The organism is Sphaerochaeta globosa str. Buddy (assembly GCF_000190435.1).
In the GTDB taxonomy this organism is placed as follows: domain Bacteria; phylum Spirochaetota; class Spirochaetia; order Sphaerochaetales; family Sphaerochaetaceae; genus Sphaerochaeta; species Sphaerochaeta globosa.
The window spans coordinates 1,571,006-1,588,968 of record NC_015152.1; the positions used below are offsets into that span (position 1 = coordinate 1,571,006).

Annotated in this window: 21 protein-coding genes and 1 tRNA gene; 5 read left to right on the top strand and 17 right to left on the bottom strand. The window is 47.2% G+C overall.

The window, feature by feature from the left end; translation table 11 throughout:
• Positions 1–46 precede the first annotated feature (46 nt).
• Positions 47–505: a methylated-DNA--[protein]-cysteine S-methyltransferase gene (locus SPIBUDDY_RS07365; protein WP_041381203.1), complete on the top strand. Its 459-nt coding sequence runs from the start codon at positions 47–49 to the stop codon at positions 503–505.
• A gap of 63 nt (positions 506–568) precedes the next feature.
• On the opposite strand, the gene SPIBUDDY_RS07370 is transcribed toward SPIBUDDY_RS07365, so the two are convergent.
• Genes SPIBUDDY_RS07370 through SPIBUDDY_RS07400 form a run of 7 tightly spaced genes read right to left on the bottom strand, consistent with a single transcriptional unit; the run spans position 569 to position 7,728 of the window.
• Positions 569–1,006 (bottom strand): ATP synthase subunit K, encoded by a 438-nt coding sequence (locus SPIBUDDY_RS07370; RefSeq protein ID WP_013607121.1) that lies wholly within the window; start codon positions 1,004–1,006, stop codon positions 569–571.
• Positions 1,007–1,037: 31 nt separating this feature from the next.
• Positions 1,038–2,864, bottom strand: coding sequence for a V-type ATP synthase subunit I (locus tag SPIBUDDY_RS07375; RefSeq protein WP_245523827.1), 1,827 nt, complete (start codon positions 2,862–2,864; stop codon positions 1,038–1,040).
• A 13-nt stretch (positions 2,865–2,877) separates the two neighbouring features.
• Positions 2,878–3,489: a V-type ATP synthase subunit D gene (locus tag SPIBUDDY_RS07380; protein WP_013607123.1), complete on the bottom strand. Its 612-nt coding sequence runs from the start codon at positions 3,487–3,489 to the stop codon at positions 2,878–2,880.
• Positions 3,490–3,498: 9 nt separating this feature from the next.
• On the bottom strand, positions 3,499–4,803 hold the full coding sequence (locus tag SPIBUDDY_RS07385) for a V-type ATP synthase subunit B (protein ID WP_013607124.1): 1,305 nt from the start codon (positions 4,801–4,803) through the stop codon (positions 3,499–3,501).
• A 10-nt stretch (positions 4,804–4,813) separates the two neighbouring features.
• Positions 4,814–6,571 carry a V-type ATP synthase subunit A gene (locus tag SPIBUDDY_RS07390; RefSeq protein WP_013607125.1) on the bottom strand — a complete coding sequence of 586 codons (1,758 nt, stop codon included), beginning with the start codon at positions 6,569–6,571 and terminating at the stop codon, positions 4,814–4,816.
• A gap of 11 nt (positions 6,572–6,582) precedes the next feature.
• Positions 6,583–7,116: a DUF2764 family protein gene (locus SPIBUDDY_RS07395; RefSeq protein WP_013607126.1), complete on the bottom strand. Its 534-nt coding sequence runs from the start codon at positions 7,114–7,116 to the stop codon at positions 6,583–6,585.
• A 9-nt stretch (positions 7,117–7,125) separates the two neighbouring features.
• Positions 7,126–7,728, bottom strand: coding sequence for an ATP synthase subunit E (locus SPIBUDDY_RS07400; protein WP_013607127.1), 603 nt, complete (start codon positions 7,726–7,728; stop codon positions 7,126–7,128).
• A 250-nt stretch (positions 7,729–7,978) separates the two neighbouring features.
• Between SPIBUDDY_RS07400 and SPIBUDDY_RS07405 the strand changes: the two genes are divergently transcribed.
• On the top strand, positions 7,979–8,293 hold the full coding sequence (locus tag SPIBUDDY_RS07405; RefSeq protein WP_013607128.1) for a GIY-YIG nuclease family protein: 315 nt from the start codon (positions 7,979–7,981) through the stop codon (positions 8,291–8,293).
• A gap of 44 nt (positions 8,294–8,337) precedes the next feature.
• Complete coding sequence (locus tag SPIBUDDY_RS07410) at positions 8,338–8,766, top strand: hypothetical protein (protein WP_013607129.1); 429 nt, start codon at positions 8,338–8,340, stop codon at positions 8,764–8,766.
• On the opposite strand, the gene udp is transcribed toward SPIBUDDY_RS07410, so the two are convergent.
• The 5 genes from udp to rsgA all read right to left on the bottom strand — a co-directional run bounded on the left by udp (position 8,722) and on the right by rsgA (position 13,768).
• Positions 8,722–9,510 carry a uridine phosphorylase gene (udp, locus tag SPIBUDDY_RS07415; RefSeq protein WP_013607130.1) on the bottom strand — a complete coding sequence of 263 codons (789 nt, stop codon included), beginning with the start codon at positions 9,508–9,510 and terminating at the stop codon, positions 8,722–8,724. The two genes, SPIBUDDY_RS07410 and udp, sit on opposite strands and share 45 nt — an antisense overlap.
• A 56-nt stretch (positions 9,511–9,566) precedes the next feature.
• A complete protein-coding gene (locus tag SPIBUDDY_RS07420) occupies positions 9,567–10,046 on the bottom strand; it encodes a DUF6530 family protein (protein ID WP_013607131.1) in 480 nt (159 codons plus the stop codon).
• A complete protein-coding gene (locus SPIBUDDY_RS07425) occupies positions 10,043–10,270 on the bottom strand; it encodes a GIY-YIG nuclease family protein (protein WP_155816077.1) in 228 nt (75 codons plus the stop codon). The genes SPIBUDDY_RS07420 and SPIBUDDY_RS07425 overlap by 4 nt, the downstream gene beginning before the upstream one ends.
• A 194-nt stretch (positions 10,271–10,464) precedes the next feature.
• Entirely contained in the window at positions 10,465–12,813 is a 2,349-nt protein-coding gene (locus tag SPIBUDDY_RS07430) for an endonuclease MutS2 (RefSeq protein ID WP_013607133.1), read from the bottom strand.
• Positions 12,794–13,768 (bottom strand): ribosome small subunit-dependent GTPase A, encoded by a 975-nt coding sequence (gene rsgA / locus SPIBUDDY_RS07435; protein WP_013607134.1) that lies wholly within the window; start codon positions 13,766–13,768, stop codon positions 12,794–12,796. Before rsgA ends, SPIBUDDY_RS07430 begins: the two co-directional genes overlap by 20 nt.
• 73 nt (positions 13,769–13,841) lie before the next feature.
• Between rsgA and SPIBUDDY_RS07440 the strand changes: the two genes are divergently transcribed.
• Both SPIBUDDY_RS07440 and SPIBUDDY_RS07445 read left to right on the top strand, forming a co-directional pair.
• Positions 13,842–14,420 (top strand): pentapeptide repeat-containing protein, encoded by a 579-nt coding sequence (locus SPIBUDDY_RS07440; RefSeq protein WP_013607135.1) that lies wholly within the window; start codon positions 13,842–13,844, stop codon positions 14,418–14,420.
• Entirely contained in the window at positions 14,417–15,025 is a 609-nt protein-coding gene (locus SPIBUDDY_RS07445; protein ID WP_013607136.1) for an MBL fold metallo-hydrolase, read from the top strand. The genes SPIBUDDY_RS07440 and SPIBUDDY_RS07445 overlap by 4 nt, the downstream gene beginning before the upstream one ends.
• Here the strand turns inward: SPIBUDDY_RS07445 and SPIBUDDY_RS07450 are convergent.
• The 5 genes from SPIBUDDY_RS07450 to SPIBUDDY_RS07470 form a co-directional block, all read right to left on the bottom strand.
• Positions 14,958–15,959 (bottom strand): RluA family pseudouridine synthase, encoded by a 1,002-nt coding sequence (locus SPIBUDDY_RS07450; protein WP_013607137.1) that lies wholly within the window; start codon positions 15,957–15,959, stop codon positions 14,958–14,960. The two genes, SPIBUDDY_RS07445 and SPIBUDDY_RS07450, sit on opposite strands and share 68 nt — an antisense overlap.
• Positions 15,959–16,291 carry a hypothetical protein gene (locus SPIBUDDY_RS07455; RefSeq protein ID WP_013607138.1) on the bottom strand — a complete coding sequence of 111 codons (333 nt, stop codon included), beginning with the start codon at positions 16,289–16,291 and terminating at the stop codon, positions 15,959–15,961. Before SPIBUDDY_RS07455 ends, SPIBUDDY_RS07450 begins: the two co-directional genes overlap by 1 nt.
• Positions 16,291–16,977: a YggS family pyridoxal phosphate-dependent enzyme gene (locus SPIBUDDY_RS07460; protein WP_013607139.1), complete on the bottom strand. Its 687-nt coding sequence runs from the start codon at positions 16,975–16,977 to the stop codon at positions 16,291–16,293. The genes SPIBUDDY_RS07455 and SPIBUDDY_RS07460 overlap by 1 nt, the downstream gene beginning before the upstream one ends.
• Positions 16,970–17,803, bottom strand: coding sequence for a putative ABC transporter permease (locus SPIBUDDY_RS07465; RefSeq protein ID WP_013607140.1), 834 nt, complete (start codon positions 17,801–17,803; stop codon positions 16,970–16,972). The genes SPIBUDDY_RS07460 and SPIBUDDY_RS07465 overlap by 8 nt, the downstream gene beginning before the upstream one ends.
• Positions 17,804–17,884: 81 nt before the next feature.
• Positions 17,885–17,956 (bottom strand) — tRNA-Val (locus SPIBUDDY_RS07470).
• Positions 17,957–17,963 lie beyond the last annotated feature (7 nt).

Consider the following 17,963-nt stretch of genomic DNA (forward strand, 5'->3'; position numbering starts at 1 on the left):
AACTACCCTTCTTGCCAACCTGATGATGGTATCGTACAGTGTTCTCATGCAGTATGAAACAACCTATCAAAGCCCACTTGGCCCATTGCATCTCAGATGTAATGGAACGCATATAACAGAACTATCCTTTTCTACCAAGAACGAAAACCTACCCAAGGAACATACAGTACTCGATGAAGCATGCCTGCAGCTGAACGAGTATTTTCAAGGGAACAGGAAAGTTTTTGAGCTTCCTTTACTCATAGAAGGAACCCCGTTTCAGAAACAGGTGTACGATGCATTGCTGAGTATACCCTACGGCCAAACTACAAGCTATGAAGCAATTGCATGTAAAATCGGTAATCCCAAAGCCTGCCGGGCCGTCGGTATGGCAAATAACCGCAACAGAATTGCCTTGCTGGTACCCTGCCATCGGGTAGTTGGCAAGAATGGTTCCTTGGTTGGGTATGCAGGGGGGTTGGATAAAAAAGAGTGGCTGCTTGCATTTGAACGAAATAATTGTTGAAACAAAATGAGAGCACCCCCGAAAGGGCGCTCATCTATGATGAAACGTTGCTTGGTAAGCTGCTTATTGCAGAGCGAGCAGACTGAAGACCAAGGTAAAGAGTGCCACGGTCTCAACAATACCGATTACGATGAAGTAGTTTGCAGTTCCCTTACCTGTTTCAGCGAGAGCATCACATGCATTGGCTGAGACCTTACCCTGCATCCAAGCAGAAAGGCCGATAGCAAGACCACCAAAAACGCCTACACCGAGAGCAAGAGTAGAAGCAGCACCTGCAGCAATGGCTGCTGAGATGAAGTTCATCAACAAGAAGCCATAGATGGTCTGGGTCAGCGGAGCACCAGCGAACGCAACCATGATGAAGGGAGCGGGTTTACCATTGGCATAGCACTTCTTCCAACCACCAACAGCTGCCTGTGCAGCAGCACCTGCGCCGAGACCGGATCCAAGAGCAGAAAGAGCCAAGGCACAAGCCATTCCGATAAATTCCAAATTTGCCATGATTTTCTCCTTAGTTGTTACCAAACAACGATCAGTTTTCTTCCACCGTTTGTGCAAACGGTTCATATGCGATCCCGGTCCACTCCATTCCAAGCTGACCGGAGAACTCCAAGAGATTCAGACGTACACCATGTACGACTACACTGAGCAAACCCATAACCAAGTTCAAAGAGTGCCCGATGACCAGTATCAGGACCCCTGCGATGAAAGCCCACCCATCGAGCATGCCGCTGGCCATGCTATTGAAGCTTTGTGCAATGGCAACCGAGGCCATTCCGACTGCAAACAATCTGATATAACTCATAATGTTTGAGAATGCACTGATGGTGTTGAGGAAGGTAGTGAAAAATCCACCCAACCCACTGAGCAATCCCTTTACAAAAGGAACTCCAGGAGCTTGGCTTCCGAATCCGACCACCAACAGAAAGCCCACCCCAACGATACTGAAAATTACAGCAACATTGGCAGGTTCCCCGACTACAAGCTGCAACACGATGAAATACAGTGCCAGAATATCAATCAACCAACCGATATCAGCAATAAAACTCAGATTCTTTTCAGGAATCTTATGGATAACATTCATGACGCAAGCCAGCGAAAGTTGTACAGTCCCGATGATGAAACAGAATTTCATCACTTGATTCTGTGCCTCAACAGCAGACAACCCAAAGAGCTCAGGGTAGTTGGAGATGGAAGGAATAACCAACTTTTGCAAGAAGGGAATACTTTCCAAAATCGTTTTGGACCCGAACCATGTTCCCGTAAGGCTGCCCCAAATCAACGTTGCAACACTCAATACATAGATGAGCATCACCAACGTCGTTGCCTTCTTCTGCTTTGCATGCAAACCAATCGCCAAACCCAAGAATATCAACCCATACCCTGCATCACCGATGATCATTGCAAAGAAGAGCGTGAAGAAAAGCAAGAACCATGTGCTGATATCGTTCTCCCGATATCCAGGGACGGTACCCAAAATATCGAAAACAGGTTTGATGATCCCCACACCTTTCGCATACTTGATCAACGTCGGAGGAGTATCCTCGTCTGAAACATCATCGATCAAATAAGCCCATGCATGTGATTTTGCAAGTGAAGAGAACTTCTCAACCTCGCTTTCAGGCAGATAGCCATTAATCCAAGTAAGTTCCTGCTCTACCGTAAGCGACTGCCCAACACGTTCAAACCGCATAGCCATCTCGAGTTTCTTGGCTTGCAAGGTAAAGGCATCAAGATACACCGCCCCTTCCTTGAGGCTGTCCAGAGTCTGTGACAAGTGTTTCTCATCAGAAGCAAACCGCTTTTGCAAATAGCCAAGACCATATTCAGGAAGGAAGAACCGAGTAGCAGAGACTTCTGTAGGAAGTTCCATGCCAACGGTAGCTATCGCTTCCAGGCCGCCCACCGGAGCAAGCGATACATATGAAATGGATGGATCCAGCTTTTGCAAATCCTTCTTGGAAAGTGTATAGAAATAAAGCCGAATTCCCTGTTGGGCGAGAGAACGAACCTGTTCAGGATCAAAATCACCCCAAGAAATGAGACTCTCAATCTGGATTTTATCCTGAGCCATCTCTTCTTCAAGTTTCTTTTTCCGTTCCAACAGTCCCTGGTAACGCTCAATTACTTCTGCAAAGGCTTCTTCAGAAAGCGAACTCTGCTTCGGTTTGGTTTTCTTATCCTGCAAATCGGCAATGGAGGAGGCTAGCTGATTGACCAGATTATACGCCTTTTCCAATTCCTCAATTTTCTCATTGCGAACTTGCTGGGACTCGATATGCAAAAGGCCCGCTTTTCTCAAGTCTCTGAGCATGGACCGACCATTATGCGCCTGTACAATGATATAGGCTTTTTTCATTGGTACTATCATATCAGGCCCCCTGCACCAGTTTCTTCTTCGCAATCTTACCCCGGACAACAGCAGCAGTCTGCTGGTCTCCCAGGTAAATCCCGATGCGTTTGATATTCTCTTTCGCTTCGGGAATCTTCACTTTCTCAAACAGGTTGACCCGCTGACTGGTGGTTCTCAATTCTCTGCCCAACAACTTTATCTGTTGTTCCAACGTGGAAATCAGGGCATCGTACCGAGCACAGTCACGTAGACTTTCCAATCCTTTGTCGACCCACAGCGGATAATCCCTTAAATCATAAGAAATAGGGATAAAGGTCAACTCTTTGAATACAGGAATGGTAACCCCGGCAATGTTGCCCTTGTTACGGACCACCCGATCAACCTTCACCAGCTGTTCAACGTTATGGGCAGAACTGAATGCCGTATTCTCATGGTATACAGCTATCCAGATCTGCATATCCTGAACCAGCTTCTCCTGCTTCACTCTCAATGAAGCAACCTCAGCCTCAATCTGCCTGATAACCATCTGCAGCTGCTGTTTTTTCAGCTGCAGGGTTGGCAGATACCGCTGATATTGCTTCAACCGGTCTTTCTGCAGTTTTTGCTCGTTCTTCGTCAGTTTGACGGCCATGCCAGCTCCTTAGTCGTTCAACTTCTTCGGCCAGCGGCTGAGGATGAGGTCACTCTTCAGGCCGGTTTCATTCGGCTCGAAACACTGAGACAGAATCTCCCAACCCAGGTCCAAAGCCTGTTCAAGGGGAATATTCACACTCAAATCCATCAATTCAGTTTCAAACAAACGACCATACTTCAGTAGCTTGTCATCCCATTCAGTCATCATGAAGCCCATGGACTTTTTCTCTACCGATTCCTTGTAGGAGGCATAGAGCTTGATCATACCGTCCATAAGTGAGCGATGATCGTCACGGGTGTCCTTGTTGACCTGCTGCTTCAAGCGGCTGAGCGAGCCGAAGGGCTCGATGCGGCCACCCTTGAGGTAGTACTGACCTTCGGTAATGTACCCTGTATTATCAGGAACCGGATGGGTGACGTCATCACCAGGCATGGTTGTGACGGCCAGAATAGTAACTGAACCAGCACCCTCAAAATCTACAGCCTTCTCATAGCGGGAAGCCAATGAACTGTAGAGGTCTCCCGGGTATCCACGGTTGGAAGGAACCTGATCCATGGTGATCGCCATTTCCTTCATAGCATCAGCGAAGTTGGTCATATCGGTTAAGAGAACCAGAACCTTCTTACCATCGAGAGCAAACTTCTCAGCAACAGCCAGGGCCATATCCGGAACCAGCATACACTCTACGGTTGGGTCGCTTGCCGTATGAATGAACATAATGGTTCGGCTCATGGCACCACTGCTTTCCAAGGTATCCTTGAAGAACAGATAGTCATCATACTTGAGACCCATGCCACCGAGGACGATCAAATCTACCTCAGCCTGCATGGCTATACGAGCCAACAATTCATTGTACGGCTCACCGCTAACCGAGAAAATAGGCAATTTCTGGCTTTCGACCAACGTATTGAATACATCAATCATCGGGATACCGGTTCTGATCATGTTCCTAGGAATAATACGCTTGGCAGGATTGACCGCAGGTCCACCAATATCAATCATATTGTCGGATAACTTCGGACCATTGTCTCGTGGGGTACCAGTACCGTCAAATACTCTTCCCAAGAGGTTTTCTGTGTAGGAAACACGCATAGGAACACCAAGGAAGCGAACCTGGTCGCCGGTAGAAATTCCCTGGGCACCACTGAACACCTGCAGGGAAACCAGATCATTGTCGAGCTTGATTACATTGGCATAACTCTGAGTAGAACCAGTAGTAACAATGGCCAACTCACTGTTGCGCACACCCTTGGCACGCACGGTAATGACGTTTCCGACAATGGACTCAATTTTTGAATATACCTTTTGCATCTGCAACCCCTTAGATCAGCTTCTTGGCATCAGGATCAACAGCTACCTGCTTACCCTTGTAGAGAGTCTCAATCTCTTTCTCAATCTGTACAAACCGCTCACTCTTGAAAGGAACGTTGTTCCAGTCAAGAAAGTTTTGCCTGATGGTATTGAAGAATGAGCGAACTTGTTTCTTATCCTCCAAGGCAAATTCACTTGCCAATACCTTGAACAGCAAATCAAATAAATACTGTTGCCGTTCAATAGGGACGGAAGCATCTACCGGGTCGAAGGAGTTTTGCTGCAGATAACAAGCATCGATGAGTTCACTCTTCTGATAGACCGTATAGTCGGTAACAGAAGTACCTTCCTCACCGACGACTTTCATCATCTGGTTGATTTCACTTCCTCGGAAAAGTATGTGACGTGCATAAGCAACTTTTTCAGCTTTGATGACACCCGTATACTTCGACCAGGAAGAAAGCGGGTCAATGGCAGGATACTTGCGTGCATCGCTGCGCTCCCTGCTCAACCCGTGGAAAGCACCGACAACCTTCAGGGTCGCCTGGGTAACAGGTTCCTCAAAGTTACCGCCGGCAGGACTTACCGTTCCGCCGATGGTGATGGAACCAAGGCGGCCATCCTTAAGCCTTACTTTTCCTGCGCGTTCGTAGAATTCAGCAATTCTGCTCTCAAGGTATGCCGGGAAAGCTTCCTCTCCAGGAATCTCCTCAAGTCTTCCACTCATTTCACGCATAGCCTGTGCCCAACGGCTTGTTGAATCGGCAAGAAGCAGGATGTTCAGACCCATCTGGCGATAATACTCGGCCAAGGTTACTGCGGTATATACCGATGCTTCCCGGCTGGCTACCGGCATGGAAGATGTATTACAGATAATAATGGTTCGTTCCATCAACGAGCGGCCTGTCTTCGGGTCGGTCAGTTCAGGGAACTCTTTCAAAACCTCTACAACCTCACCGGCACGTTCACCGCAAGCAGCGATGATTACAATATCCACATCCGCATTACGGCTGGTCAAATGCTGCAAAACCGTCTTGCCTGCACCAAAAGGTCCGGGAGTACAATAGGTTCCGCCTTTTGCAACGGGAAGGAATGTATCAATGATCCTGATTTTGGTAACCAGGGTTTCATCAGGGCGAAGTCTCTCTTCATACAGCTTGATCGCTTTCTTGACCGGCCAGGTGAAGACCATGGAAAGTTCTTTCTTGTTGCCTTTGGGATCCTCGATGACACAGACAGTGTCTCGCACCCCATAGGTGCCTTTTTCCTTGATTGATACTACCTTGTAGGGAACTTCGGCAAGAGTAAACGGAACCATGATCTGATGGGTAAACAACCCTTCAGGAACCGTAGCGAAGGTATCACCGGGATACAAGGTGTCGCCAACCTGTACCGTTGGGGTAAAATCCCAGTCTTTCTTGGGGATTGCATCGAGGTAGACTCCACGCTGCAAAAAGAATCCGCACTGCTCGGCAAGCTGGGGAAGAGGATTCTGTAGACCGTCATAAATTTGTTGCAACAGGCCGGGACCAAGGGCAACACTGAGCATTTCATCGGTAAATTCAACACGATCACCTACGGTAATACCATTGGTCATCTCAAACACCTGCAAGGCTGCGGTATTTCCATTGATTCGGATGACTTCACCCTTGAGGCGGTCTGAACCGACTTGAATATACCCTACTTCATTCTTGGAGATGGCGCTGTCGAACTCGACTGTTACCATGTTTCCATTGACGCCCAGTACACGCCCACTTGTATTTGCCATATCAAACTCCACTAATTGTTCTCTATTTCAGTTTGAATATTGGAGAAGAGACGCTTGAACTCGGCATTTCCCTCCTCACGGGTAAAGAGACTCTTGCGCTCCAACAGTTTCAGCTTCAGAGCAAAACTTATAAGAGCCTCTATATCAAATGTATGCAAGGTTGCAAGCTCATCCAAAAATTTCCAAAGCAAGGCAAGCAAAAGCAACTCTGCTTCCAGCACATTTTCTTGGGCAAGAGCCTGACGAACCGTATCACTAATTCTTCCTTCCTTGTCTGCATCATTTTTATAGACAGGGTCGGAAAGAGACAGTTTTCGACTTCGCTGTTCAACCAGCTCCTTGTTCACCATTGTTTCAAAGTGTTGATAGGACTTCAAAAATGGGTGGGAAGCCTGTTCCCCACTCAACGCTTTGCAAAGCAGTTGATAGTGCTTTTCACTAACCTGTTCCTTGCAAAGGGAGAGGAAGCTTTTGGTGGAAAACATAAGCGGGCCATCCAAGCGGAGCGTTGGCAAGGTCGCCACCAAATAATAGTAGGAAGCCACTGTGTCTCCTTACTTCGCCGAACTGAAGACGATTGTTTCGATTGCAGGAGAAAGGAACGGCTTAAGTAGCGCTGCTGTCTCATCTGCACTGAAATTATAGAATGAAGCACCATTCTTTTCTGCGATCCTGAAGCCCGAAGCAAGTGAAGGAATTGCCTTAATCTCAAGTCCCTGTTTGATAGCTGAGCTCAATTCAGCAGAAAGATTCTTGGCAAATTTCTCAAAGTCCTTTTGTCCAAGCTGCACTTCATGGTTCTTGACATCACCTAGTGATGCAACAACATTGCCGATCAGTGTTATCAAATCGTTGGAGGTATAGGCCTTTTCAACCTGTTCAACCAACAATCTGTCAAGCTGTGTGCTGATAGCTTTCTTCAAGGAGAGCTGCACATCACGGCTGGCCTGTTGCAGACTCGACCGAGCACTCTGGTCTCGGGTATCCATCTCCCTTTGGGCTTTCTCCAGCAAGGAGGCTGCTTCTTTTTTTGCCTCTCTGATCAAATCTTCGGCCTGGGCCTTCGCATCAGCAATAATTTGGGCAGCCTCTTTTTGGGCAACCTCAATACCATCCTTGCGGATGGAAGCAACCAAATCTTGAATTTGTTGAGCCATCTGATTTCCTACCTTCTACTGTGAGCATAATGATACGAGATAACGCTGACTTGTGCAATCAAAGGAAAGCCCGTACCTTCAGGACAAACTCCGCCAATTATCTAGCAATGATACAGAAAATTCAACCTATTTCGAAATAACTTATAAAAGTTCTTCATCAATTGCTGAAAATCCTCGGTATACCGTTAAAAGCACTGCACCAAAAAGGTATAGGTTTGCATACATGGCATCCATTTGGTAGGATGCACCCATGTTATTGAATGAACGATACTCCCATCTCTTCACCAATCAGAAAGTACGTGGCTTGATCCGTATCAAGAACATGCAGAACAATAAAATCCTGCTTGTCCCTAGCGAGGACATCGCCTCTGACATCCAGCGTATCCGCTTCGCTCTGGATTTAGGAACCTATGAACATGCTGTTCTCCAAAAAGAGTACGAAACTATCGGCCTTGAACTTTTTAGCATTGACGCCTACATCCATGCAACAGCAGAAGAAGATTTGGCAGCCTTGCTTTCTGAACATATAAAACAATGTATAGCACAAGCAAAGCCGATGTATTGAAGCAAAAGAGTATGCATTGAACCTGCCTCTCTAGGAGGCGGCAGATGTTTTACTACCTGGTATTGAGAACACAACAGAATTTGTTCAGCACAGAGAAGGATGCGTTTCATCTCCTGCAAGCCTGTCAACATAAGCTGACTGCGTGTGACTGTATTCTGATAGACTACCTATTGCTGCCGCATTCGCTGCAGCTTATCGTACAAGGCACCATTACGTGTTGCCGGACCAATGCATATTCCATTGACCAGATCGAGGAGCACCAACTCCTCTCATTTTTTGGAAAGGTTGGGAAACTTGGGAAAAACTATCCATTCTGCGGAACCTACGAACTCTACCATTGCAGCAATTGTTATGCAGCATTAGGAAAGGCAGGATCTTGTGCCCTGCCCTTTCCGCTGTCCGTTATTCTGAAAGTTAAACGCCGGCAATCAAGCAAGAGCCTGCTGGCGATCGTGGGCGATGAGATTGCGTAGACCTTGCACCGTTACCCGAATGGCATCCTCAGTATCATGCAACTTCGGATTATCCATACCAAGTATTTCTCGCTCCTGGTTCCCTACTACGGAAAAGGCACTGCCGCATCGCGCTCCTAGGCGGGCTGCAACCACAAAGAGTGCGGCACTTTCCATTTCGCTGGCCAATACACCCAAGCGTTTCCATGCTTCCCATTTGTTGAGCAGCTCGTAGCTGACCGGCATAATGGAGGGGTCATGCTGCCCATAAAAGGAATCCTTGCACTGCACCACCCCGATATGACTTCGCTTTCCCAACTGTTTGGCGGCTTCAGATAAAGCCTGCACCACCTCGAAAGAGGCTACAGCAGGAAATTCTATGGGGGCGTATTCACGACTGGTTCCTTCCATGCGTACAGCTGCAGTTGCAATAACCACATCGCCGCCCATGACCGGAAGAGCGATTCCTCCACACGTACCCATACGGATGAAGGTATCGCTTCCACACTTGAAAAGTTCTTCCATGGCAATGGATGCCGAAGGCCCACCAATTCCCGTAGAAGTAACTGAAACCTTCTCACCGTCCAGGTACCCTGTATACGTTACATACTCACGACTGTCAGCAACCTGATGGGCATCGTCAAAATATTTTGCAATGAGCTTGACCCGCTTTGGGTCTCCGGGAAGGATGACATAACGACCTACATCGCCCTCGGCTATCTGTAGATGATATTGAATACCCGTTCCATTCATATAGTCAGACATAGAAGACTCCTCATACCCACCATGGTATCACCACAAAAACAGAAGTGCAAGGAAGCTTAATATCCTAGCGTCTTCAGAAGGGAGGCAAGGATTGTAAAGCGTTCGCCCAACCGTTCCCCTTCCAAACCGATTGCATCAGCTAGAAGACGAATATCGGTATCAATCATTTCATTATCGGTGCATACTTGCACCGTCATTGCATCCCCTTGCATGCCGATGCGGTCGATCTGGGTGTGTTCTGGATCATAATACTTGGGAAAGCGATAGGCATCCTGGAAATACTGACTGGTCCTGCAAACCAAAATTGCCAAATCCAAAACCCTATGCAAGGGCAATTCCTCGCTCTGGCGAGACCACTTTTCACCTGTATGCCGCCATACTTTTGCTGAGGCTTCCACACTACCGCGATCGTTCCACTGGGCCAATCCTATCGACAGGCCCTTTGCGTCGCTTGCCTGGGCTTGGATGCCATCCACATTCTCGTAATTCGGCACCACGATTACCGGCTTATGCTTGAGCGTTGTAGGAATATTCATACCTGTATCTCCTTCGCATCAGGAAAATTTTCCTTTTGCAGTTGTAAAAGAATAGCTAAATCCTCATCGATAGAGGTTTCATCTTCCGTCTTAGGGAGCACCTGTACTACTTCAAAGTACAGGCTTTCTTCACCATACCTAGTAAACGTGGTTTGTAATGTGGGAATAGTAGCAAGCGCTCCTACAGACAATCTGAAGAAAATGCGATCCTTAACCTTTTCCATATCATGAGAAATGCCGATATACCGCTCATTCGTACGGCTGCAGGTGAGCAGAAAGCATCCCTTAACGGTTTGCATTTGCTCATAGTGTCGTCTCATTTCCTTCCGATTCATCCAAAGCCTCTTTGATATTTAGTAATTTACTAATTTACTATATACAGAAAAAAGCCTCTCCTGTAAAGAGAGGCAACCAGGATTTAGAGCATTACGTACGTTTTTCCCATTCCCCCATCTTCAGGAAGAGCAAAACGATAGTCCTGAACTGAACGATGTTCTTTCAGATACCCTCCAATTCCTTTGCTTAAAATTCCATCCCCATAGCCATGAATAATGGAAAAGGTACTCATTCCATGCACCAATGCACTTTCAATTTGTTGATCAAGCAAGCGCAAGGCTTCTTCAAGAATGAGCCCTCTGACATCCAGCACCAATTTAGGTTCAGGGGCACTGCTTTGAAAGAGCACCGATACTTTTTGATCTTGCCGTTTGGGTAAAAAGAGTTGCGAAGCTGAAAGTGTCATCCTCATGGTGCCGATAGCCACAACAAAGCTGTTTCTCCCTTTCTTTTCAAGGATTTTGCCTTCGCGCTTTGCACTTCCACATAAAACATCCATACCGACTTCCAATTGCATGGGGTCCTCTGGTTTCAGGTATTCAATTTCATCTTCATACTGCTGCAATTGCTCTTGCTGGTCGTCCACCTTTTCAGAAAGACTTTCGATATAGGTCTTGACCTGCTTGGTCTTCTCCTTGGTTATCTCCCCATTACGGAGCTCTGCAACAAGATTCTCCAACTCTTTGCGTTTCTTTTGCATAAACCGGGCAAGTTCGGTAGTTTGTTCCTGTTTCAACTGTGCTTCTCGCTGCTTGACTCTGAGTTCTTTCAATTGCAAGTCTTTCACCTCTGATTGCAGACTGAGATATCGCTTATGCATGGCCGTCTCTTCACGCTCAAGTTCCCGTCTTTTTGCTTCCAGATCCTTGATGATCGAACCGATTTGAACTGCTTCACTGCCAAGGTACTGTTCGGCCATTGCCAAGACTTGCTCGGGAAGCTTCATAAGCCTTGCCGTGTCCAGAGCATGGCTTTCACCGGGAAGCCCCTGAATAATGCGGAACGTAGGAAGGTGCGAGTTCTCATTGAACTCCATGGAGGCATTGATTACCTCCTCTTTGGCATACGCAAATTGCTTCAGCACTCCGTGATGGCTGGTAACCAACGTCAATGCTGCTTTTTGCAGGCAGTACTCCAAGGCGGCACGGGCAATAGCTGAACCTTCCACCGGATCGGTTCCACTTCCCAGCTCATCGAGAATTACTAAGGAACGCTCAGTCATATGCGCAAGAATGTGTGCGATTTGCTTCATATGACCACTGAAGGTCGAAAGTTCCTGTTCAATTGACTGCTCGTCACCGATATCAGTAAATATATCATCGAAAATGGGAAGGGAGCTGCCTTCCTGGGCGGGAATATACCCACAATATTGATTGAGCAACGCGAACAGCCCAATCGTTTTGATGGTGACGGTTTTTCCACCGGCATTCGGGCCGCTGATAACCACTGCCTTAATTTTCGAATCGAGCTGCATGGTGATAGGGATGACTTTCCGGCCAAGCAAAGGGTGTCTGGCCTTCAGAAGCGTACAGCGCTCGCTATCCAAATCGGTTCTGCTGCACCCCTTTTCCAAAGACCATAATGCGATGGAAAGTCGTGCATCGGTTTGCCCGACGCGCTTAGCGAGATCATCCAGCTGTCTGCGACACGATCGTACTTCTTCGTTGAGCTGTCTAAGAATTTTCGCTATTTCTATCAGAATCTGATTCTGGGCCATGACTACCGAGTTATTCATCTCAACCAAAGGATAGGGTTCCATGAAAACTGTATTACCGGTTGCCGAGCTGCTGGTGATGAATCCCTGCACATTGGTCCTTCGATCACTACGCACCGGAATCACCAGTCTGCCATCCCTGAGAGCTTCCTGATCGGCTTGGACAACTTCCTTATTGGTATGAATGAACTGACTACAGTAACGAGCCCGTTCATTCTTGCGCATCTCAACTTCCCTTCGCAGCTGTTTGAGGGCTGGATGGGACTCCTTGACTTGCCCCGAATCGTCAAGCACTTCCAAAATCTGATTGCTTGCATGGTTTAGGTTTTCATCGATTGATTCACCGATCAATGACCGAAGGCAACTAAAAGAGGTGCCATCCTCCAAGGTTTGGTTGCTGAAGGTCTGAAGAATTTGTGCACTGGCAATATACCGGGCGATAGCAACCAATTCAGGTCCCTCAAGAGCTTTGATAGGATCGTTGACCAGTTCCAGGGAATCCTTGATAGAAGGAAAAGAAGGAAGAGAGCTCGCCATTGCAGTTCCGAGCAGCTTCACGAAACTTGCAATCTCTTGCTGACGTTTCAGAAGAAGAGCCTTATCCGTTAAAAATGGTAGTTGGGTGAGACAACTCAAGCCCTCTTCTGCGTGGGCATGAGCCTGTATCTGCTTTATTACCTGATTGAAACCCAGTTCATCAATACTCTTGTGATTCATCCTTGTCCATTCTCGTACGCCAGGAATTTGAACGTTCATTCTTGCCAACCCATACAGGGGCCTTGTCGTCAAGTGAGGCAAGCATCCGTAAGTAACTCTCATAACGGTCATAGTGGATTGTATCCGCTTCAACCGCCTCTTTCACCTTGCATCCGGGTTCATCCTGATGCAGGCACTGTTCATATTCGCAATTTTTTGCAAACGGTGCAAATTCAATGAAAGCCTCTTGCAGAGTTGCCTTCTCGCGATGGGGTATCTGGATTTCCCGAACACCCGGGGTATCGACAACATTGAACAAAGGACCGCTGATCAAAAGTGAATGGTTGGTAGTGTGCCTGCCTCGGTTATACTTCTCGCAAACCTCGCTGGTACGTTGGTCGCTGCCAAGCAAACGGTTGATCAACGTTGATTTTCCTACTCCGCTCTGACCTACGAACGCTACGGTCTTGCCTTCCAATGCCTTGTACAATTTTTGTACGTTCTCACCGGTCTTTGCACTCACCCCAAGAATACTGTACCCAAGTGTCTTATAGAGCTTGAACCGCTCATATTCATCTTCGGTAAGCAAAAAGTCGCACTTATTCATAACAATCATGACATCGACTCCCTGGCTGCAGGCGATGACACGGTCTATGAAGCGAGGCCTAAACGGTGGGGTGTCGGCACTGGTGACACATACTATCAGATCCATATTTGCAACGACGGTCTGGTTGTTCCCGCCTTTGGCATTCCAACGTTGAAAACAGTTACGCCTCTCAAGCCGATCGAGAATGAGGCCTTCATGCTCATTGGTAGGAACAAACGTTACACGATCCCCGACTGCAAGAGGATTATACTCATCGGTGACTTGGTAAAGTTGCTTGCCCTTGATACGGCACAGGTAAGTCGCTTTTCCTTCCTCCACCGTATAAATATTGTTAATCCCTCTGCAAATCAGACCGGTATGGTTCTCCATGGATACTCCCCGAATGTACTGTATCTGCAAAACCTTCTCTTGACAACCTAAGCGTATTTGATACTGTTAAGCTATGTTCAACTTTATGACTTGCGCCCACCCAGGTTGCCGCACATACATCTGTGAGGATGGACCGTTCTGCTTCCGTCACGCACCCGACAAGCAAGTGCTCCAGAAGCGCTGCATCGAAACATTCCTCAATGAAGAGCCGATGGTCGACTTCTCCCTCACCGGCAGTGAATTTGAGGACCTTGTACTTCCCAAGAAAGAAATCACTGCTTCCAATCTGGCTTGGTGTACATTTCGCAATATCGATTTTTCCCACTCCACCCTGATCAACACCTTTTTTGATTACTGCCTGTTTGAGCGATGCAAATTCAATAGTATTCTCAGTAGGTATTCGGTTTTTTCAGGAAGCAAAATGATCGACTGTGATTTTTCCGGTTCCATCATCATCCACACCAATTTCTGCGGAGTGGATACCTATCGATGCAATTTCAACGATTCGGATCTCTATTTCAGCACATTCAACTCCAGCTATCTCAGGGATACGACATTTGAGGATTGCAATTTGAAAAAAGCGGATTTTGTCCACACCGATCAAAGAAGAGTATCCTTCCGCTATTCCAACTACGAGGAGGCCCGACATTGAACATTTATCAACACTTCTCGGTAGTGGGATTCTGCAATACCTACTTGGTTGCTTCAAAAACCCACAGCGAAGCTCTGCTTATTGATCCGGGACATGTAGATTTGGAACTGATCAATCTCATCGAATCGAACAACTACCACCTCAAGCACGTGTTGCTCACCCATCGCCATATGTCCCACATTGAGGGACTGGGAACACTGCAGAAAATTTATGGAGTAACGGTGCATGGCTCTTCATTCAGTTCCTACGATTTTGAATACGAGTCCGTCGAGGATAAACAAGTGCTGAACTTGTGCAATTTACAGATTGAAGTCATTCATGTCCCCGGGCACTCGTTGGACAGCATGGTGTATAAAATCGACCATGCCCTCTTTACCGGCGATACGCTGTTGTGTGGAAGAATCGGCTCAACTCCGGGTTACCGAGAACAAGCACTTTTAATCAACTCAATCAATCAAAGACTCATGAACTTTGATGAGAACACCCTCATTTTTCCCGGTCATGGCACGGCGACTAAAATCCGCATTGAGCGGATGTTCAATCACGACCTGTTGCAATTGGGAACGATCCAGACCGAACGCGAGCATTGGCGGGACGAGGAGTAGAGCAAAGAACCTTTCTGAAACGCTCAGGCATCGGGGCTACGCAACGGATTTGCTTACCGCTGGAAGGACTGAAAACCACAAGGACGAGTGCATGCAGCATCAGAGTAAGCCCTTCGGGTTTTCCATACACCGGGTCACCGACCAAGGGATGGCCGATTGACTTGAAGTGGACTCTAATCTGATGCGTGCGCCCGGTAAACAAGGTAATACGAACCAAGGCAAAGTCTCGGTATTGCCTGAGCACCGTATAATCGGTACGGGCGTCCCTGCCCTCGGTATCGGAGCAGGTGGTAAACTTTTTCCGATCGTTGCTGTCACGCTTAAGATTCGCCCGGATACTCCCCTCTGTTCCCTTGAAATTTCCTTTTGCAAGAGCGATATATACTTTGTGTGTAGTCCTATCCTTAAATTGTTGGCTAAGATTGCGGTGGCTTTGCCGATTGCGGGCAATGACCAAAACCCCACTCGTATCCTTATCCAGACGATGCACGATACCGGGCCGCAACGCCATATCAGGGCTCTCAACCTCAGTTTCCTCATCGTCCTCGAGAGAAGGGGAAAAGTCCTGGCCATAGCGGAACAGCAGAGCATTGACCAACGTATCCTCATAGTTTCCTGCAGCCGGATGAACCACCATGCCTTGTTTTTTGTTGATGATCAGCAAGTCCTGATCCTCATACAGAACATCCAATGGAATGTCCTGGGCGATAATGCCTTCAAAAAAGTCCTCATAGTAAATGACTTTAATGCAATCACCAGCTTTGACGAGCTTACTTTTCTTCACTTCTTTTCCATTGAGAAACAAGTGTGTCTTCTCTTCAGACAGCTGTGAGCGTGAGACACTCTGTTGCTTGGTAGCGATGTAGATATCCAGGCGCATCGCCTCACTATCATTCTCTACCACCATTTCAAGTATTCGTTCTTTTGTCGGCATCAGGTATTTCCTACCTCACCGATAATAAAATCGGCTAAGCTGATTCCCAAAGACAGTGACGCTGCAAGGGAACCTTGCACCAACAGGGACTGCAAATCACTGTCTGGTGTTGTAATAAGGGAAGTCTGTTGCCCAAGCTTGTACAACAGCATTGCAACGGGCAACGTAATAACAAGAGAACCGAGAAATAGGGTTTCGGCCCTACGTAATTTATACGTCCAAAGAGGAAATTCCTCACTCTCATACGGAACATAGTCTTTCAGTGGTTCTGCACTAAGTGGTAATGAGACACACAGGACAAGCAGGCAGAGTATCAGGGTGAAGGTTCGCATCAGGCCTCCCTTTTCCCGAAAAGACGGCTTCCCACTCGTATCTGGGTGGACCCCTCGGCAATAGCCAGGCGGAAATCAGAACTCATTCCCATGCTCAAGGTTGAGAAATCCAGATGGCTGAATCGTACTTTTGCACGCTCGGCCGTTTCCCTGAGCAGAGAAAAGGCCTCCCTAATCTCTTTTTCATTCCCATGCAAAGGACCGATGGTCATCAGACCCTTCACTCGTACGTTGGAAAAGGTTGAGAGTACATCCAAAGCTCGAAACAATTCTGTTTCATTCTCAAAACCACTTTTCGTCTCTTCCGGAGCCGTCCGTAATTCCAACAGGATGGAAACAGGTTTCTCGGCAAGTGCTTCAAGTTTTTGCGCTAGTTTGAGCGAGTCTACACTGTCTATCCCATCGAACAACTCAAGAGCCTTTTTGGCTTTGTTTGTTTGTAAGTGCCCGATCAGGTGTACTTGCATGAGAGAAGGACGCAAAGAAGGAAATTTCTGCTCAACTTCTTGCACACGATTCTCTCCGAATACCAGCTGACCACAGCCATACAGTTCTTGTATTGCACTAAACGGATGGGTTTTGCTGACTGCCATCAGTTTGATATCTTCAGGTTTTCGTCCCGCCAAGGTTGCAGCCTGCCCTATTTCAGCAAGCAATTCTTCACGATTCCTTTGTAGATCAGTCACGCTTTGTATGTCTCCTCGCAAACGATTGCGCTTTCTGCTTCAGCTCGTTGCGCAATACTTTTTGTTTTACTCTCCACTCTTTTGCATTCAGTCTGAGTGTTTCAAACTGCAACCGTTTTTCTTCATTCGCACTGGTAATTGAAGGGAAAGCATCCAAAATTCTTTTGGATGAAGCATTGAGCTTTGCTTTCAGCTCATCAAGTTCCTCATCCAACCGATTTTTCAAGAGCTCCAGATTCTTGTTGCCGGCAAAATTGGAGAGTAAAAGCAACCGCTCTTCAATCTCCCGGGCTTTCTTCTTGAATTCACCAAGCTGCGTTTGGAATGCCGCCATCCTGACAACAGAACTAGTAGTATCGATACTGATAACCAAAATGATGGCACTAGAGAATGAATCAAGAAGTTGAATGTCCAAACGTTGCAGAGCTGTGGTGAGTAGAGGATGCAGCACATAGATGACCAACAAGCCCAACAACCCAAAGAGCGTTGAATTAAGCAGGCAGACTCTGCCATGCAGATTGTACGGATAGGTGCTGTAGTCCCACAGTTTTGCATTGAAAAGTCGCTCCAGCAAGAAACTGGTAAGGTATTCCAGTATGCTGGCAAGCACAAACGTGAGCAAAAAGACAAGAAGCGGGTGTGCAGCCCAGTTTTGAAACAGCAACAGGATGCTTATCGCTCCAAAACCATAGATGGGTAGATAGGGACCGTGTAAAAACCCACGGTTTACAAACCGTTTTTCAATGAGAGAACAGTATGCTACTTCTACTAGGTATCCAACGATAGCGTAGCAAAAGAAATAACTGATGAGTAAATCCAATTGCATAGCCAACCTCGCCTAGGTCACTATACCCAATCTCAAACAGAGAGGCAATAACAAAAAAAACGTACCCGAAGGTACGTTCTATGACCGGAGAGGGATTTGAACCCCCGACCAGTTGCGTGTAAGGCAACCGCTCTCCCGCTGAGCTATCCGGCCGACGAGA

Coding starts and splice junctions, on each gene's coding strand:
- SPIBUDDY_RS07365 (WP_041381203.1), top strand. CDS start 47: ATGCAGTATGAAACAACCTATCAAAGCCCACTTGGCCCATTGCATCTC.
- SPIBUDDY_RS07370 (WP_013607121.1), bottom strand. CDS start 1,006: ATGGCAAATTTGGAATTTATCGGAATGGCTTGTGCCTTGGCTCTTTCT.
- SPIBUDDY_RS07375 (WP_245523827.1), bottom strand. CDS start 2,864: ATGAAAAAAGCCTATATCATTGTACAGGCGCATAATGGTCGGTCCATG.
- SPIBUDDY_RS07380 (WP_013607123.1), bottom strand. CDS start 3,489: ATGGCCGTCAAACTGACGAAGAACGAGCAAAAACTGCAGAAAGACCGG.
- SPIBUDDY_RS07385 (WP_013607124.1), bottom strand. CDS start 4,803: ATGCAAAAGGTATATTCAAAAATTGAGTCCATTGTCGGAAACGTCATT.
- SPIBUDDY_RS07390 (WP_013607125.1), bottom strand. CDS start 6,571: ATGGCAAATACAAGTGGGCGTGTACTGGGCGTCAATGGAAACATGGTA.
- SPIBUDDY_RS07400 (WP_013607127.1), bottom strand. CDS start 7,728: ATGGCTCAACAAATTCAAGATTTGGTTGCTTCCATCCGCAAGGATGGT.
- SPIBUDDY_RS07405 (WP_013607128.1), top strand. CDS start 7,979: ATGTTATTGAATGAACGATACTCCCATCTCTTCACCAATCAGAAAGTA.
- SPIBUDDY_RS07410 (WP_013607129.1), top strand. CDS start 8,338: ATGTTTTACTACCTGGTATTGAGAACACAACAGAATTTGTTCAGCACA.
- udp (WP_013607130.1), bottom strand. CDS start 9,510: ATGTCTGACTATATGAATGGAACGGGTATTCAATATCATCTACAGATA.
- SPIBUDDY_RS07420 (WP_013607131.1), bottom strand. CDS start 10,046: ATGAATATTCCTACAACGCTCAAGCATAAGCCGGTAATCGTGGTGCCG.
- SPIBUDDY_RS07425 (WP_155816077.1), bottom strand. CDS start 10,270: ATGGAAAAGGTTAAGGATCGCATTTTCTTCAGATTGTCTGTAGGAGCG.
- SPIBUDDY_RS07430 (WP_013607133.1), bottom strand. CDS start 12,813: ATGAATCACAAGAGTATTGATGAACTGGGTTTCAATCAGGTAATAAAG.
- rsgA (WP_013607134.1), bottom strand. CDS start 13,768: ATGGAGAACCATACCGGTCTGATTTGCAGAGGGATTAACAATATTTAT.
- SPIBUDDY_RS07440 (WP_013607135.1), top strand. CDS start 13,842: ATGTTCAACTTTATGACTTGCGCCCACCCAGGTTGCCGCACATACATC.
- SPIBUDDY_RS07450 (WP_013607137.1), bottom strand. CDS start 15,959: ATGCCGACAAAAGAACGAATACTTGAAATGGTGGTAGAGAATGATAGT.
- SPIBUDDY_RS07455 (WP_013607138.1), bottom strand. CDS start 16,291: ATGCGAACCTTCACCCTGATACTCTGCCTGCTTGTCCTGTGTGTCTCA.
- SPIBUDDY_RS07465 (WP_013607140.1), bottom strand. CDS start 17,803: ATGCAATTGGATTTACTCATCAGTTATTTCTTTTGCTACGCTATCGTT.